Origin of the sequence: Methanobrevibacter sp. (genome assembly GCF_017427765.1) — an archaeon.
Taxonomy (GTDB): domain Archaea; phylum Methanobacteriota; class Methanobacteria; order Methanobacteriales; family Methanobacteriaceae; genus Methanocatella.
On the sequence record NZ_JAFRSC010000024.1, the window covers coordinates 1 to 16,109 of the forward strand.

Genomic DNA, 16,109 nt, shown 5'->3' on the forward strand with positions numbered 1-16,109 from the left:
CACACATTATCCAAACAAAGAAACATCGATATTGCTATTAAAATGGTTCAAGACTTAAACAAATACAGTAAATGGGGTCTTACTCCAATGAGAGGACACTTTAACGTAAACGGTTTCAACATTTTCATGGCATTCGAATGTGGATTTGCTTTCGGTGTTGACTACTGTAGAGGTTACCCAAGATATATGATGGGTGAAACCAACACTATCGATTTATTAGTGAGAAAAGAACCAGACTGTTTCATGGTTATTGCAGCTGACCCAGGTGCTCACTTCCCTAACGGAGCAAACCAACACTTAGCTAACATTCCTGTTATTCAAATCGATATTCACTGGGGTCCATCTACTGAACTTGCTGATGTAGTATTGCCAGGTTCATTCATTGCTGTAGAATGTGCTGGTACCAGTTATCGTATGGATGGAGTTCCTATCTACATGAAGAAAGCTATCGACAAACCAGAAACCTGTCGTGACGACGAATGGATTGTCCGTGAATTGAAAGAAAGAGTAATGAAACTCAGAGAAGAGCCAAACGTAGCTCCAAAATATGTGCCAAATCCAAACGCACTCTAAAGGTGATATAATGGAATATATTCTTAAAAATGGTATTGTCTATGACCCTGCTAACGAAGTTAACGGGGAAAAGATGGACGTTATGTTCAAAGATGGTGTCATTGTAGATAATGTATCTGCAGATGCTAAAGTCTTAGACGTTACCGATAAAATAGTCATGCCAGCAGGTATTGACCCTCACGCTCACGTTGCAGGTCCAAAATTAGTAGTTGGAAGATTATACAGACCTGAAGATTCCAGAAGAGGTGTTACTCAAAAAACTAAAGTATTAAGATCAGAATCTGGATTCTCTATCCCAAGTTGTCCTGCAACTGGATACAGATACTCAAGATTAGGTTACGGTACTGTTGTAGAAGCAGCTATGCCTCCTCTTGAAGCAAAACACACTCACGAAGAAATTGCAACTATTCCACAATTAGATATTCCAGCTTTACCATTATTCGGTAACAACTGGTTTGTAATGGAATATGCAAAAGATAACAATATTGAAGACATTGCAGCATTTATTGCAGCATGGTTAAAAATCTCAAAAGGTTACGGTGTAAAAATCGTAAACCCATGTGGAAGTGAAGCATGGGGATGGGGTATGAACGTACACGGTTTCAATGATAAAGCACCATACTTTGATGTAACTTCTAAAGAAGTTGTTATTGCTTTAGCAAAAGCTAACGAAATGTTAAACTTACCTCACTCTATCCACATTCACCCTAATGACTTAGGACACCCAGGTAACGTACCTACAACCTTACAAACCATGGATGCTATGGATGGTATTAAAAAAGGTAAAGGTGCAGCTGAAATCAGGGACCAAGTCATGCACATGACTCACTTACAATTCCACTCTTACTTAGGTAACAGTTGGAAAGATGTAACCTCAGGTGCTGAAGAAGTTGCTAAACATTTCAACAAAAAAGACAATATTACTTGTGATATCGGTCAAGTAACTTTCGATGAAACTACTACTATGACTGCAGATGCTCCTATGGAATACGACTTATTCAGACTATCCGGTCTTAAATGGACCAACAAGGATATTGAATGTGAAACTGCAGCAGGTATTATTCCATGTATTTACTCCAAGAAAAGTCCTGTTAGTACCTTACAATGGGCTATCGGTCTTGAATTATTCTTGTTAATTGAAGATCCATGGAGAGTATGTTTAACTACTGACCACCCTAACGCAGGACCATTTACCAGATATCCTAGAATTATCTCCTGGTTGATGAGTAACGAGAAAAGATTAGACATGTGTGAAAACGAAGTTCACAAATGGGTTAACAAAAGAACTTTACTCCCAACTCTTGAAAGAGAATACGATTTCTACGATATTGCAACTATTACAAGAGCTGCTCCAGCTAAAATCTACGGATTCACTGATAAAGGTGCTCTTACTCCTGGATACAGAGCAGACATTGCAGTATATGACATAAATCCTAATGAAATTGACCCATCTAAACAACCTGATGAAATCGAAAAAGGTTTCAATGTAGCTGAATACACTATTAAAGATGGTCAAATATTAGTAAAAGATAAAGAAATTGTTAAAGTTAAAGAAAGTCAAAACGTTTGGGTTAACGTAAAAGGATGGGAACAACAAGAACAAAAAGTTATCGACAACATTATGCCGTTCTTTACCCAATACTACTCAGTTAAATGGGAAAACTATCCAGTACATGACCACTATGTATCTAACCCAATCAGAATAGATGTTGATGGTAAATAGGGGTGTTTAGTTTGAAAACAATTACATTTGATCAAATAAAAACTTCATCAATCGCTTTAGAATTTGATGAATTGATTCCTGATGAAATTTATTCCTGGACTGAAGCAGACTTTGCTAAATATCAAGTTCCTATTGGAAACTCCAGATTCCCAATTACTGACTTCTTCGACATTACTGTAGAAGGAGAAGCTAACGGACCTGCTGAAGTCGAAATGATTCTCAATGGAGATTTAAACAGGGTAAAATACATAGGTTGTAAAATGAGTGCTGGAAACATCGTATGTAACAGTAGTGTAGATTTACACGTAGGTGCAGAAATGTCCGGTGGATCTATCCTTGTTAAAGGTGATGCAGCTGCTCACGCTGGAAGAGAAATGTCTGGTGGATACCTTGAAATTGAAGGTAATACCAAAGAGTTCACCGGTGCTTCTTACATTGGTGAATGGAGAGGTATGACCGGAGGACAAATTGTTGTTGGCGGAAACGCTGGTAAACAATGTGGTGAATGTCTAACTGGTGGAAGAATTCACGTTAAAGGTAACTGTGATATCTTAGCCGGTATTCACATGACCAAAGGTATCATCGAAATTGACGGTGACGTAAACCGTTGGCCTGGTGGTCAAATGAAAAACGGTAACATTATTATTCACGGATTCCTCGGAAGATTACTCGAAGGATTTGTTCTTAATGGTATTGTAGTTGACCCTGAAGTTGACGGATCCGTCTTTGAAGGTAAATATATCCACTATACTGGAGATATTGGTCTTAACGGTAAAGGTAACCTTTACTTAGATGCTGAAGCTAACAAAGAAAAATTAGCTACTTACGGCGAATTAGACGACGAATATACTTCAATCAGAGAATACAGGAATTTATAATTCCTTCTCTTTTTTCTTTTTTTTAAAGTTGCAGGCGATATTATGGTAAAAGAAGTTGAAATGACCTTTGAGGAAGTAGTCGAGTTTGTAAGAAATAATGTTTATGTTGGAGATGTTTTTGAAATTTCTTATAATCGTATTTTTGCTCCCGGTGAAGTGTTAGGAATCACTGAGGAGGATGAAGTGACTGGTGAAGGTCTTAGAGTTGGTTTACAGTTAACCGGCGAAATTTTAAATCAATCTGTTGAAGTTGATTTACACGAGATTGCTGATGATTTATTAGAAATACGCCATATTCATGATGGCGATGAAACAGTCATCGAAGTTTTATAATTCTATTTTTTATTTATTATTTTTTGTTTGATTTTTCATTGAAAAATTATTTTGTTCGATATTATACAAACAAGTTTATATATGATGACATATAATTATATGTTAGTGAGGTTGATTGTCATGAAAGAATTAGAATTAACCACAAAAGAAGCCGTAAATTACTTAAAAGAAAATGTAAAAATGCATGATAGAATTGAAATTTCTTATAATAGGGTTTTTGCAGAAGGTGAAGTCTTGAATGTAGATTTTTCTGAATATTATGGTAAACCCGGCTTTAAATTATTAATTTCTTTAGATGAAAGTGATTTAGGTTCTGTTATTGAACTTGATGTTTATGAATTTGAAGAAGATATCATTGAATTTGTCCATTACCCTAAAAATGGTGAAGAAGTGGAAGTAAATGTAATTTAGTTACAACCTATCCATTTCTTCAAATGGAATTAATTTTTCAATAGCTTTAACTTCGATATCTATTCCATTTTCTTTTATTGCACCGATGGTGTTAAGTCCACTTCCGGCCACAATACCAAAGTTGTAGTTATCCGCTTTTGCATTGTATGTTACTTCTCTAGGTTTTCCTATTTTATAAATTGAAAATCCTGTACTTTTTAATATTTCGAGTAAATGAACAGCATAATCCCGTGCAATGTATGGAATTTCCTTAAAACTGGCCAATATTTTTTTAGTTCCAATATTTTGTGATATGGAAGTCATATTTTTTGATAAAAATATTTTATGTGGATCTATTGTTGTACCATTATATGATATCAGATCAATGAATAGGGGAGGTTCGGTTAACTCAAGTAATCCTCCATAAATTGGGTTGGACATTATTCCATTGTTTATCAGCAATCCGTCAATACTTAAACTGCAAATTGTAGCAATACCTACTTTATCATCATTTGTTTCGTGATTAATAATTTTATAATATGGATTTATGTATTTTGGATTGGAATTAAATGTATCTTCCATTACACCTAAAGCATCCTCCAAATAGTCTTTGTTAATGTAAGATACATTAGCTATAATGTCTCCTTTTCTTTTTTCAACATCAAAATTTACTTGCTGAATTAAATTCCAGGATTTTGAAAGTAAGAATGGTATTTGAGGGTGTTTTTTTGGATTTACAGGTTTTAAACTAGGCGTAATCGAATTTACAATTGGGGATAATGTTTTGAAATCAGTTATTTCCTCTGCTATTTTTATGTCTATTTCTTCTCCTAGCTCTTTTATACCGCAAAATGGTGTTATACCACCAACTATTGTTATTCCAACCATTCCTTCAGGTATAGGTATTCCTAAATTGCCTTCCCCTTCTTTTGAAATGTCAATTATTCCTCCGATTCCAATTTTATTTAATTTATTGAGCACGTCTACTGCTTTTTGCCTACCTATTCCAGGTATCAGTCTAAAGTTTGCAGGAATTATTCCACTACCTTTTGTAATCACATCTAAAACAGATGTCTGGTTGGTGTTTACAAAAGCATCAAGAGGTGTAAGGGATGTTTTTTTGTATGAAATCAATTCTGTAAATTTGACTGGGTGGGTGTCCTCTATTTTTAAAAGCCCACCATATTTTGGTTGTGATGGTATTCCTTCATTTAGAAGTATCCCGTCGATTGTTGTTCCACACAATGTTGTTACTTCAATTTTATCTTTCTTTCCAACTTTATTTAAATTAACGTAAGGACTTACACAAAGACCACTTTCAATAATATCTTTCATTATATTAATTGACTCTTCATTATAAATGGTTGATGTATTGACAACTACATTTCCGCTTTGTGTCATATAGTTAAAGTCAGCTAAATATATCATTTCTTCAAATTTTGAATTAATGAAATCAACCTGGTCATATATCAATCCCTTTTCCAATTTTTCACGACCGAGGTCGGTAATTTGCCTTCCTGAATATCCCATTCTTTCGGTATATCCTTTTTCATCAAGTATTTGCATGTGGTATCTAACTGCACGTTCACCTAGGTTAAATCCTTTATTTTTTAGTTCATCAGCAATTAATTTGGATCCTGTTGGTTTATCTTGAGCGTTTAGTATTCTTAGTATTTCTATCATTCGGCGTTCTGATTCAGACATAAATGATGCTCCATACTTTCAAATTTAATCGGATAATTAAATTCAAAATAAAAAAAATAATATTTAGATTTAGATATCTAAATATTTTCTTTGTTCGTATCCAAATACTTGAACACGGTATTCGTCCCATTCTTGGTATTTGAGCTCTAGGAATTTTTCTGAAATGTGGTCGCCTAAAGCTCCTAAAATGAGTGGGTCTTCTTCAAGGGAGTGATAAGCTTCCCACAAACTTGTTGGTAAAACTTTAATTCCAAGTGCTTCTCTTTCTTCTTCGCTCATGCTGTAAATGTCCGCTTCAATTGGGTCTCCAGGATCAATTTTGTTTTGAATACCGTCGATACCAGCTTCCAACATTACTGCAAATGCTAAGTATGGATTACATGCAGGGTCTGGTGATCTGTATTCAATACGTGTTGCTTTTCCACGTGCTGCAGGCACTCTGATTAAAGCAGATCTGTTTTTAAGACCGTATGCTCTGTATACTGGAGCTTCATAACCTGGTACTAAACGTTTGTATGAATTTACAATCGGGTTGGTAATTGCAGTAATAGCTGGAGCGTGTTTCAGCAATCCTCCCATAAAGTGAAGCGCATCTTTTGAAAGACCGTTTTCTGAATCTGGGTCTGAGAATAAGTTTTTATCACCTTTAAACACAGATTGGTGACAGTGCATACCACTACCGTTAACGCCGAAGAACGGTTTTGGCATAAATGTTACACGGTAGTCCATTTGGTCAAAGGTAGCCATATTGTCTACAATAGCTTTAATAGCCTGTTTGAATGTAATTACTGCATCTGCAGTTTTTAAAGCGTCTTTGAATTTAAATGCGATTTCGTTTTGACCTGGTGCCACTTCGTGGTGAGAAGCTTCTACTTCAAAATCAAGTTCTTCTAAGTTTAGGGTTAATTCTCTTCTGAAGTCCGGTCCTTTATCTAGTGGTTCCACATCAAAGTAGCCTGCTTCATCGTATGGCATCGGATATCCGTTTTCATCGATGTCCACGATAAAGAATTCAGGTTCCGGACCGATGTTGTATTGCAGACCCATTTTACCTATTTTTGCTAATGATTTTTTAAGAACGCTTCTTGGGTCTCCAACAAACGGTTCATGTTCAGGAGTCCATACGTCACAAATAAATCTGCACACTGCAGATTCTTCAGGTCTCCAGGATAATCGGGAGTAGGTGTTAATGTCTGGTTTTAAAACCAAGTCACTTTCATTAATTCCGACAAATCCTGCTATTGAGGATCCGTCAAATAACATTCCTTCATTAATTAAATCTTCCATATCTTCTTTATTGAATGGAATAACAATATTTTTAACAGTACCATTGATATCAACAAATTGCAGACGAATAAATTTAATGTTGTCTTCTACCATTTGTTCGATAACTCTTTCCATTTTTTCTTCGTTAATATCGCTCATAGAATCATGCTCCAATAACCTTAAATAATTATCGGGTTAGTAAAAATCAGTCGGAAAATATATTCCTACTTAAAAATATATTCCATATTATTGTATATAAATGTTTTGAAAAAACTAGTAATTGATATCTATTATGTAAATTTTCATATATTAATGTATAATTATTTTGTTTTTTTAGTAGATATTATGACATCAATTTTAAAAAATAATGAAATTTTGTTTAAATTTGCATAAAAAATAAATTGAAATTTGATTTTCTGTTTAGATTTCATCAACCGAAAACGATGAAAAGTCCAATAAATCAAATGTTAATATTTTTGGGGCAACAGTAACTTTGCCAATTCCAGTAATGATTTTAAAGGCTTCCATAGCTTCAAGACAACCAACCAGATTTGGAGTTGGTCCGATAACCGGTGGAACGCCTGAAGTAAGTTTATTCAAATCTTCAATGACCTTTTCACTCAAGTCTTTACCTGCTGACGGCAGGTTGAACATTTCTTCATAACTTATTGTATTTGATAGAAAAACAGTAACCTGGCCTAATGTTCCATGAATTGCACCATGAATAAAAGGAATTGATTTTTCTTTTGCAAGTCTTGTGGTGATAACTCTGGTTATTATGTTGTCTAAAGCATCTACAACAATATTTGATTCGTCAATGATTTTTTCAATGTTTGCTGCATCTACACGCTCATTAAAATTAGTAACTTTAACATTCGGATTAATCGATTTAACTTTTCTGGCGGCAACATCACTTTTGGATTGGCCAATATCATCGGATGTTGCAAATGTTTGCCTATTAAGGTTTGATACATCAAAAGAATCCTCATCAACTAAAACAAGTTCGCCAACGCCCATTCTTGCAAGCATTTCAATGGTCTGGCCTCCGATTCCACCGCAACCTATAACTGCAATTTTGGCATTTTTGAATTTTTCCTGTTCCTCTTTTGTAACCAGACTTAATTGGCGTGTTAAGATTTCCCAATAATCCATCATTTCACCATTAAAAGTGGTCAAACTCACTTCCAAAGTATTCATAAACTTTTTGAAGTTCTTCAGGGATGTTTAACATTTGAGTACAGAATGGTAGGCATTTTTCACATGATATGCAGCTGTCTGCTCTGGAATTCTCACCAATTAATGAGAAATATTGCATTGCACTGGCCTTAGGATCCCTCATCATTTGAGCAATGTTGTATTCGGTTAGGCAGTTAACGATGTCCACTCCTTCAGGACAGGGCATGCAGTAACCGCATCTTGTACAATCATTTCCCAAAGATGAAGCCTTATACTGCCTTGCAACTTCTCTTATGATTTCCTGGTCATATTCATTAATGATATCTTCATTAGAGGCATATTTGATGTTTTCTTTCACCTGTTTTAAACTTGTCATACCGCTTAAAACACAATCCACATCATCACGGTTCCATAGGTATTGTAAAGCCCATTCAACAGGGGTTCTTTTAACTTCAGCTATTTCCCACCATGCTTTAACTTCTTCGGGAATATTATTTACCAGTCTGCCTCCGCGCAACGGTTCCATAATCATGCTTCCAACATTAATTTCTTTTAGGTAGTTAAGTCCCATTACTCCTGACTGGTAGTATTCATCAAGATAGTTCATTTGGGTTAGAGCCACTTCCCATTTCGGATATTCGTCTAGAATTTCGATTAGATAATCAACTTCGATATGTGATGAAAATCCAATATGTTTCACTACTCCGGAACTGAGACAGTCGTCCAGGAAGTCCAATACGTTCAAATCGTTAATATGCGCCCAAATGGGTTCTGTAAGTGAATGGAGTAAGTATATGTCAATATAATCAGTTTGGAGTTTTTTAAGCTGTTCATCTAAGAAGGTATCGAAATCTTCTTTTTTTTCAATTGCCCATGTAGGTGATTTGGTGGATAATATAATGTCATCCCTATAGCTATTTTCCTTTAAAAAATTACCTAAAAATATTTCACTGTTTCCGCTGCCGGACAATTCTACATTATGATATGGATATGCAGTATCAATAAGGTTTATTCCGTTTTCAATCCCGTAAGTGAGCATTTCAGTAGCTTCATCTTCAACAATTTGGTCATTAGAACCTTTTGTTGGAAGCCTCATTGTTCCAAAACCCAATCTTGAGACTTTTAAGTTTGTTTTTCCAAGCGTATTATATAACATTTCCAAAACCTCAATATTATATATTATTACTTAAATATAAAATGGTTATGTTTTGAAAAAGTGTTTTAAAAAAAGTAGTTAAGATGGAATTCCTGGGATATTGGATGCCGGGGGCGGGATTCGAACCCGCGATCTCACGGTATCCCAGGAATAAGTCAGAGCACTGCTTTATTACCCTATGAGCCGTGCGCTCTAACCAGCTGAGCCACCCCGGCATCTAACAAATATATTTATTTTTATCATTACATTTAAAGTTTTTGTTTTTTTGCAATATTTGGTATTTTTTTTAAATTTTGAGATATATTTAATAACTTCTAATAATATAATTATATTATTAATAATTATTATCATGGTGATTTTTATGAGTAAAGTTAAGGACATGTCACTTGCACCTGAAGGTGTAAGAAAAATTGAATGGGTTCAAAAACACATGCCTGTTTTGGAATCTATTAAAGCCGAATATGAAGAAACTCAACCTTTCAAAGGAATTACTATTGGGTCCTGTTTGCATTTGGAACCTAAAACCATTAATTTAGGTTTGACTTTAATGGCTGGCGGAGCTGAAGTTGCAATGACTGGATGTAACCCATTATCCACTCACGACGATGCAGTTGCCGGAGCAGCTGATTTAGGTTTAAACGTTTATGGCTGGAGAGAACAAGACGATGAGGAATACTATCAAACCATCAACATGGTACTTGATCACAAACCTGATATAATCATTGATGACGGAGCAGACATGATTATGGTTCTCCACAACGAAAGAACAGAGTTATTAAGCCACATTAAAGGGGCTTGTGAAGAAACTACAACTGGTGTGCACAGATTACAGGCTATGCATGCTGATGGAGCACTAAAATTCCCAGTAATTGCCGTAAACGATGCTTACACTAAATATTTATTTGATAACAGATATGGTACCGGCCAATCAAGTTTCGACGCAATCATGGGAACAACCAATATGGTAATTGCAGGAAAAACCGTAGTCGTATGCGGATACGGATGGTGCGGTCGTGGACTGGCTTTAAGGGCTGCTGGTCTTGGTGCAGATGTTATTGTTACAGAAGTGGATCCAATTAGGGCACTTGAAGCAAGAATGGATGGATACCGTGTCATGACTATCAGAGAAGCAGTAAAACAGGCTGACTTAATCATAACCGTAACCGGTAATGCTGATATTATCTGCGGTGATGACTTCAAATATATGAAAGACGGATGTATGCTTGCAAACTCCGGACATTTCAATGTAGAAATCAACCGTCCTGATTTGGAAGCGATTTCAACTGAAGTTAAAGAAGTACGTGAAAGTATTGAAGAGTTCACCACTAAAGACGGTAGGAAAATCTACCTTTTAGCTGACGGTCGTTTAGTGAACTTATCCGCAGCAAGAGGTCAGGGACACCCTGCCGAGATTATGGACATGAGTTTTGCTGTACAGGCATTGTCTGCAAAACACATTCTAGAAAACGATTTGCCGGTAGGAGTTACCAAAGCACCGGATGAAATCGACTATACCGTGGCAAGTATGAAATTAAAAGCTATGGGTATTGAAATCGACTCATTAACCGACAAACAAAAAGCTTACATGGCTAACTGGCAAGAAGGAACATAAATTCCTTCAATCTTTTTCTTTTTATGTCTTATTTTAGATATATTGATAATGGCGAGGGGCCTACCAAATTATTCATTGGTGGAGTCCATGGAAATGAAGGTGCTACTTCTTTAAGATTTCTTGAAAGAATTAAAATTGAAGATTTATCGCCTGGACAGTTCTATTTTTATAATTTTAATAAATCAGAGTATATTTCAACAATTAAAAAGGAATATTATGAATCTGATATTGGTAAAAAGATTTTAAATCTGATAGAATACTTCGAACCGGATTTTTATACCGAACTGCATTGTTATAACCTTAAAAACTATGAAAAATTAACCTCTATGGAGAGATATAAAAAAACTGGCGTTCCTCCATTAATCAAATTGGGCAATCATGTTCTGGTATCATCAGTTTCACCATTGATTCGAATGACTTATTTTTCAACAGAAACTGTCTGCAAAACATTGGAATTTCCATGTTTTGAAAAGTTAACTCCCGAAATTGTTGAAAAATATGATTTTGATGAGGATTTAGCTATTGCAACCTATGTAAAACTTCTTAAACTTATTTTAAAGTCACCTTCTCGCGAGCATTTTGAAAGGCAAATGTTAATAGATTATGCTCCACAGGTTGATTTGGCTGTTAAATATGCAAAAAAAGTGTTTGGTGAGGATTTTCCACCTTATTAAATGTTTATTTTTTAAAACCAGGCATCAAGGCTTCCCTGTGACGAACTCAAATTCTTAAGTTTATCTGATGCTTTGCTAACACGGTCTTCGGAAAAACCATGTTCATAGCATAAAAATTCGATTAGCTTGTCCTGTTTTGGCTTTTCCCATTTAATTTTATAATCGGTATTGACATTGTGGTTTAAAAATAGTTCTCTTACTTCATCCAAATCATGGGTTGATTGCTGTTGGAGTTCAGCAAGTTTTTCTTTGAGCTGACCTTTTTTAGCTATTTTAAGTGCAGTTTTTGCACCGACGCCCTTAAGACCTTCGCAAAAATCGGTTCCAATAAGAATTCCCATGTCAATTAGTTCTTCACGGGTAATGTCCAGTTCTCTTAAAACCCTGTTCAACTCATAATATTCTAAGTTGCCTAAGTTTGAACTTACTGCCAGATTTCTAACTACTCTTTTTGCTCCAAAAAGTAGGCAGTCATAATCCTGTGAGGCTACTGCATATGCGTCTCCCTTCCCAACAAGGTACGCTGCCTGCGCTTCACCTTCTCCTTTAGCTTCAACGTAAGGTATTCCCATTAATGTCAATAATTTTTTAGAAGATTCAATGATTTCAGGAGATAATTTAGAAGATCTCATAGCAAATTTACGTGCTTTTTCAGTGTCCCCCTCTTTAAGGGCTTCCTTGTAAATTTTTTCAGATTCTTCTCTTATCTCTCTTCTTTTGGCTTGGGTGTCACTTTTAAGTTCAGAAGACCTTCCGTCAAAAACATAAATCGGCTTTATATCCTTTTCAACCATGGAAGAATTTCTGTATAATATTCCACTTAAATGAGATGTAATATTTCCGTTCTCATCAGTTAACGGCCTTCCATCTCTTTGTCTTATTGTTGATAAAAACTGATATAAAGTATTGAATGCATCAATGGATACTGCTCTTCCTTCCAGGTTTTTAAAGGTAATTGATTCCGGTTCGATAATGTCTTTTAACTTAACACCCATACTATCACTTATTCTTTAAAATAACTTATAGGGTATGCTTCTTTTGACCATATAACAACATTTTTCTTGTGTATAAGCACATATTCACGTACCAATAAGTCTTCATTAGTGTGAAAGAGATTTGTTATTGTTGCTGTTGGTTTTCTAACATCGATGTTTCTAATTTTGGTTATTGTTTCAATTTCATGCTCCAGCATGATTCTGCCGGTTGTTTGTTTTTCGCTAAGCAATTTTTCAACAACGGTATTGCTGCATCTGTCTTTTGGAATGTAAGACAGTCCGTAAACAAGTGGGCGACCGTGTTTGTGTATAATGACCTCCCTTATGTCCACTTCATCGCCAACATTTATTTCAAGCTTTTCAGCAATGTCCTCATCTGCTTTTTCTATCTTCTGTTCCAATACAAATAACTCAACATCACCATATAAAACGTCTAAAAGTGTAACAACCTGTCCCTCTATTGCGCATAATATTTTCTGTGTTGTTGAGAGTTTTATATTATGCTCCTCTTCTATCTCTTTTATTCCGTTTCTGATTTTTTCTGATAATGAATTGTCCTCAGAACTCATTTTAACACCTCTAAATTTGTGTAAAATGGCTTACAGGGAAGACTTCTTTAATCCACATTAGAATGTCATCGCAATTGATAATAACATATTCTCTTGCCAACATATCCTCGTCGGTTTCAAATATTTCCTTTAATCTATCGTTTGGCTTTTCAATGTAGATTTTATTGATTTCCCTTCTCGATTCAACATCGTAGTTCTTTAAGATTCTGCCGATAGGTATATCTGCTCTGATTAAATCGGAACAGATTTCATCATTGCATCTGGATAATGGAATGTGTGAGATTGCATATATCAGGGGTTTGCCGTCCTTGTGCATTATAACTTCTCTGAAGTTAATTTTCTCACCTGTTGGCACATTGACCAGTTTTGCATGAGACCGATCGGCTTCTTCTATGTGCTGATCTATTGTTTTTAGTGTGATTTTCCCGTATAAAACGTCTAATATTGCTGTAATTGATCCGTCTGTTGTTAAAAGAATTTTTTGTGTGTTTGAAAATGTTGTATTGTATTCTTTTTCAACATCACCTATCTTATCAATAAGTGCTCTATTTGCTTCGTTTTTATCATTTGCCATTTAAATCACTATAAATCTTTCGGATTTGTAATAACTCCAGTAATTGCAGATGCTGCAACTACTTTTGAGTTAGATAAGTATACTGATGAAGCAGGGTCTCCCATTCTTCCTTTGAAATTCCTGTTTGTAGTGGATATGCAGGATTCTCCTTCTGATAATACTCCCATATGTCCTCCGAGACATGGTCCGCAACCAGGATTGCAGATAATTGCTCCTGCATCGATAAATGTATCCATATAGCCCAAATGCATTGCCTGTTTGTAAATTTCTCTTGAAGCCGGAAGTATCAGTAATCTGATGGAATCATCAATTTTATTATTTTCCAGGATTTCTGCCGCATCTTTCAGGTCGGATAATCTTCCGTTGGTACATGAACCTATCAGACATTGGTCAATTGAAGTTCCTTCAATTTCTGAGATGTTGCAGACATTATCGACGTCATTTGGACAGGCTATTTGAGGTTCCATATCGGTAATATCAAAGTGAAGCTCCTGTGAGTATTCGGCATCGCTGTCTGATTTGACAATATTTAATTGGGACTCTTTTTTGCCGGTTCTTTTGCAGATATAATCGATGACTTCTTTATTAGGTTCCATTATTCCGTTTTTTGCACCCATTTCAATTGCCATATTGCACATGGTAGCTCTTCCTTCAACACCCATGTTTTCTATTGTCTGGCCGCAGAACTCGGCAGTCTTGTAGGTTGCACCGGCAATTCCAATTTCTCCAATGATATTTAATATGATGTCTTTAGGTGCAATGTATGAATTCAACTCCCCTTCGACAGTCATTTTAATAGCTTCGGGAACCATAAACCATGTTTTGCCTGTTGCCCAAACCATTGCGAGGTCAGTTGCGCCCATACCTGTTGAAAATGCTCCGAAAGCACCATAGGTACAGGTATGTGAATCTGCACCAACGATAACCTTTCCAGGTTCCACAAGTCCCATTTCCGGAACTACCTGGTGGCAGATTCCTTCACCGTGAATGTAATTTTTTGTGATATTTTGAGTTTTAATAAAGTTTCTGCAAACCTTTTGAAATTCAGCAGATCCGATTGTATTTGCGGGGATGTTGTGGTCAAAGATAATTGCAATCTTTTCAGGGTCCCATACCTTATCGGCCAGTTTTTCAAAAGTTTTAATTGCAGGCGGCGAGGTTCCGTCATGGGACATGGCAAGGTCAACCGGAATTTCAATTATCTCTCCCGGTGTTACCTCATGGCCTGCTTTTGCAGATAATATTTTTTCAGTAATATTCATAAATATAACCTATTTTTTTGTATTTTTAACGATTTCCTTAAATACCTGATCGTTAATGTATTTTCCTTCTTCTCTTGACTTTTTAACTTGTCTTACAATTTCTATAAGTTCATCATCAGTTACATCAAGTTCGCATTCATTTAATTTGGCTCTAACAGCTCTGCATCCAGAGTGTTTTCCCAAAACAAGCTGTCTTTTTTGACCAACAAGTTCCGGAACATACGGTTCGTAACATAACGGCTCTTCAATAACTGCATCAACGTGAATTCCGGATTCGTGTCTGAATACGTTGTTTCCCACAACAGGCTTGTTGTATGGAACTTCCAGACCGCTTGCTTTTGAAACGATATCGGATAGCTCTTTAATGTATTTTGTCTTAAATCCATAATCTTTTCCGTATAATATTTTTAAGGCCATTACGAGTTCTTCTAGTGATGCATTACCTGCTCTTTCACCAAGTCCATTGACTGTAGTTGAAATGCCTCTTGCACCTGCCAGAACTCCTGTAATTGAGTTTATAACTGCGAGACCGAAGTCATTGTGGCAGTGAAGAGCAAGCATAACATTTAAATCTTTTACAAGTTCGCTGACTAGATATCTAATTCCTTCGGGTGTAATAGCACCTGTGGTATCAGCAATATGCACCCTGTCAGCACCGCATTCCTCTGCTTTTGAATATATTCTTTTTAAAAAGTCAATATCTGTTCTTGTAGCATCTTCTGCTGAAAATGCCACATATAATCCATGATCTTTAGCATAATCGACGGCAGTTTCGCACAGATTTATCGCATCCTGGCGTGTGATGTGCATTTTGTGGTCAAGATGAATGTCTGAAGTTCCAACAAAAGTAATGATTCCGTCTACATCACATTCAAGTGCAACGTCAATATCTCCAGGTTTTGTTCTTGTAAGCGCAATAATGTCTGCATTCAATCCTTCACTTGCTATTGCTTTAACGGTTTCCTTTTCTTTTTCTGAAACAATCGGAAAACCGGCTTCTATTTGATGAATTTTGAATTGATCAAGCTTTCTGGCTATTTCTATTTTCTCATCAAAGCTAAAGCAAACTCCAGGAGTTTGTTCACCGTCTCTAAGGGTTGTATCATATATTATTAAATCATCAGGAAATTTCAGTTCTGATTCTTTGTTATAATGACTTATAAAATATTGCAAAATATCACTTCGTTATGTAATTATAATATAATAATATATTTTTATTGTTAT

The 16,109-nt window shown here is 35.7% G+C and carries 16 protein-coding genes and 1 tRNA gene; 7 read left to right on the forward strand and 10 right to left on the reverse strand.

From position 1 onward, the window contains the following. The 5 genes from IJL02_RS06865 to IJL02_RS06885 form a co-directional block, all read left to right on the forward strand. Window positions 1–573, forward strand: a 573-nt coding sequence (locus IJL02_RS06865) for a molybdopterin-dependent oxidoreductase (protein WP_292813776.1), incomplete at its 5' end; no start/stop codon positions are given. 7 nt (window positions 574–580) lie between these two features. Continuing rightward, window positions 581–2,296 carry a formylmethanofuran dehydrogenase subunit A gene (locus tag IJL02_RS06870; RefSeq protein ID WP_292813913.1) on the forward strand — a complete coding sequence of 572 codons (1,716 nt, stop codon included), beginning with the start codon at window positions 581–583 and terminating at the stop codon, window positions 2,294–2,296. A gap of 2 nt (window positions 2,297–2,298) precedes the next feature. Further along, window positions 2,299–3,174 carry a formylmethanofuran dehydrogenase subunit C gene (locus IJL02_RS06875; RefSeq protein ID WP_292813781.1) on the forward strand — a complete coding sequence of 292 codons (876 nt, stop codon included), beginning with the start codon at window positions 2,299–2,301 and terminating at the stop codon, window positions 3,172–3,174. A gap of 42 nt (window positions 3,175–3,216) precedes the next feature. Then, window positions 3,217–3,507: a DUF2097 domain-containing protein gene (locus tag IJL02_RS06880; RefSeq protein WP_292813783.1), complete on the forward strand. Its 291-nt coding sequence runs from the start codon at window positions 3,217–3,219 to the stop codon at window positions 3,505–3,507. Window positions 3,508–3,627: 120 nt separating this feature from the next. Further along, the gene (locus IJL02_RS06885; protein WP_292813787.1) at window positions 3,628–3,918 is read left to right on the forward strand and encodes a DUF2097 domain-containing protein; all 291 of its coding nucleotides are present in this window, start codon (window positions 3,628–3,630) and stop codon (window positions 3,916–3,918) included. Here the strand turns inward: IJL02_RS06885 and IJL02_RS06890 are convergent, their stop codons facing one another. The 5 genes from IJL02_RS06890 to IJL02_RS06910 all read right to left on the reverse strand — a co-directional run bounded on the left by IJL02_RS06890 (window position 3,919) and on the right by IJL02_RS06910 (window position 9,414). Beyond that, complete coding sequence (locus IJL02_RS06890; RefSeq protein WP_292813792.1) at window positions 3,919–5,601, reverse strand: DUF128 domain-containing protein; 1,683 nt, start codon at window positions 5,599–5,601, stop codon at window positions 3,919–3,921. 69 nt (window positions 5,602–5,670) lie between these two features. Next, window positions 5,671–7,026: a type I glutamate--ammonia ligase gene (glnA, locus tag IJL02_RS06895; RefSeq protein WP_292813796.1), complete on the reverse strand. Its 1,356-nt coding sequence runs from the start codon at window positions 7,024–7,026 to the stop codon at window positions 5,671–5,673. Window positions 7,027–7,287: 261 nt separating this feature from the next. Then, complete coding sequence (locus IJL02_RS06900; RefSeq protein ID WP_292813800.1) at window positions 7,288–8,019, reverse strand: HesA/MoeB/ThiF family protein; 732 nt, start codon at window positions 8,017–8,019, stop codon at window positions 7,288–7,290. Between the two features lie 10 nt (window positions 8,020–8,029). Beyond that, window positions 8,030–9,199 (reverse strand): aldo/keto reductase, encoded by a 1,170-nt coding sequence (locus tag IJL02_RS06905; protein WP_292813805.1) that lies wholly within the window; start codon window positions 9,197–9,199, stop codon window positions 8,030–8,032. A 105-nt stretch (window positions 9,200–9,304) separates the two neighbouring features. Further along, window positions 9,305–9,414 (reverse strand) — tRNA-Met (locus IJL02_RS06910). A gap of 146 nt (window positions 9,415–9,560) precedes the next feature. Here IJL02_RS06910 and ahcY point away from each other — a divergent pair. Both ahcY and IJL02_RS06920 read left to right on the forward strand, forming a co-directional pair. Further along, window positions 9,561–10,811: an adenosylhomocysteinase gene (ahcY, locus tag IJL02_RS06915; protein ID WP_292813810.1), complete on the forward strand. Its 1,251-nt coding sequence runs from the start codon at window positions 9,561–9,563 to the stop codon at window positions 10,809–10,811. Window positions 10,812–10,834: 23 nt separating this feature from the next. Further along, window positions 10,835–11,485, forward strand: coding sequence for a DUF2119 domain-containing protein (locus IJL02_RS06920; RefSeq protein WP_292813817.1), 651 nt, complete (start codon window positions 10,835–10,837; stop codon window positions 11,483–11,485). Between the two features lie 11 nt (window positions 11,486–11,496). Here the strand turns inward: IJL02_RS06920 and fen are convergent, their stop codons facing one another. From fen to IJL02_RS06945, 5 genes are read right to left on the reverse strand one after another with little or no spacing between them, the layout of a single operon-like run. Next, window positions 11,497–12,480, reverse strand: a complete 984-nt coding sequence (gene fen / locus IJL02_RS06925) for a flap endonuclease-1 (RefSeq protein WP_292813822.1) — start codon at window positions 12,478–12,480, stop codon at window positions 11,497–11,499. 8 nt (window positions 12,481–12,488) lie between these two features. Next, complete coding sequence (locus IJL02_RS06930) at window positions 12,489–13,049, reverse strand: chorismate pyruvate-lyase family protein (protein ID WP_292813826.1); 561 nt, start codon at window positions 13,047–13,049, stop codon at window positions 12,489–12,491. Between the two features lie 10 nt (window positions 13,050–13,059). Beyond that, window positions 13,060–13,623: a chorismate lyase gene (locus tag IJL02_RS06935; RefSeq protein WP_292813831.1), complete on the reverse strand. Its 564-nt coding sequence runs from the start codon at window positions 13,621–13,623 to the stop codon at window positions 13,060–13,062. Window positions 13,624–13,631: 8 nt separating this feature from the next. After that, window positions 13,632–14,885 (reverse strand): homoaconitase large subunit, encoded by a 1,254-nt coding sequence (gene hacA, locus IJL02_RS06940; RefSeq protein ID WP_292813838.1) that lies wholly within the window; start codon window positions 14,883–14,885, stop codon window positions 13,632–13,634. A 9-nt stretch (window positions 14,886–14,894) separates the two neighbouring features. Further along, window positions 14,895–16,058 carry a homocitrate synthase family protein gene (locus IJL02_RS06945; protein ID WP_292813844.1) on the reverse strand — a complete coding sequence of 388 codons (1,164 nt, stop codon included), beginning with the start codon at window positions 16,056–16,058 and terminating at the stop codon, window positions 14,895–14,897. Window positions 16,059–16,109: the final 51 nt, after the last annotated feature.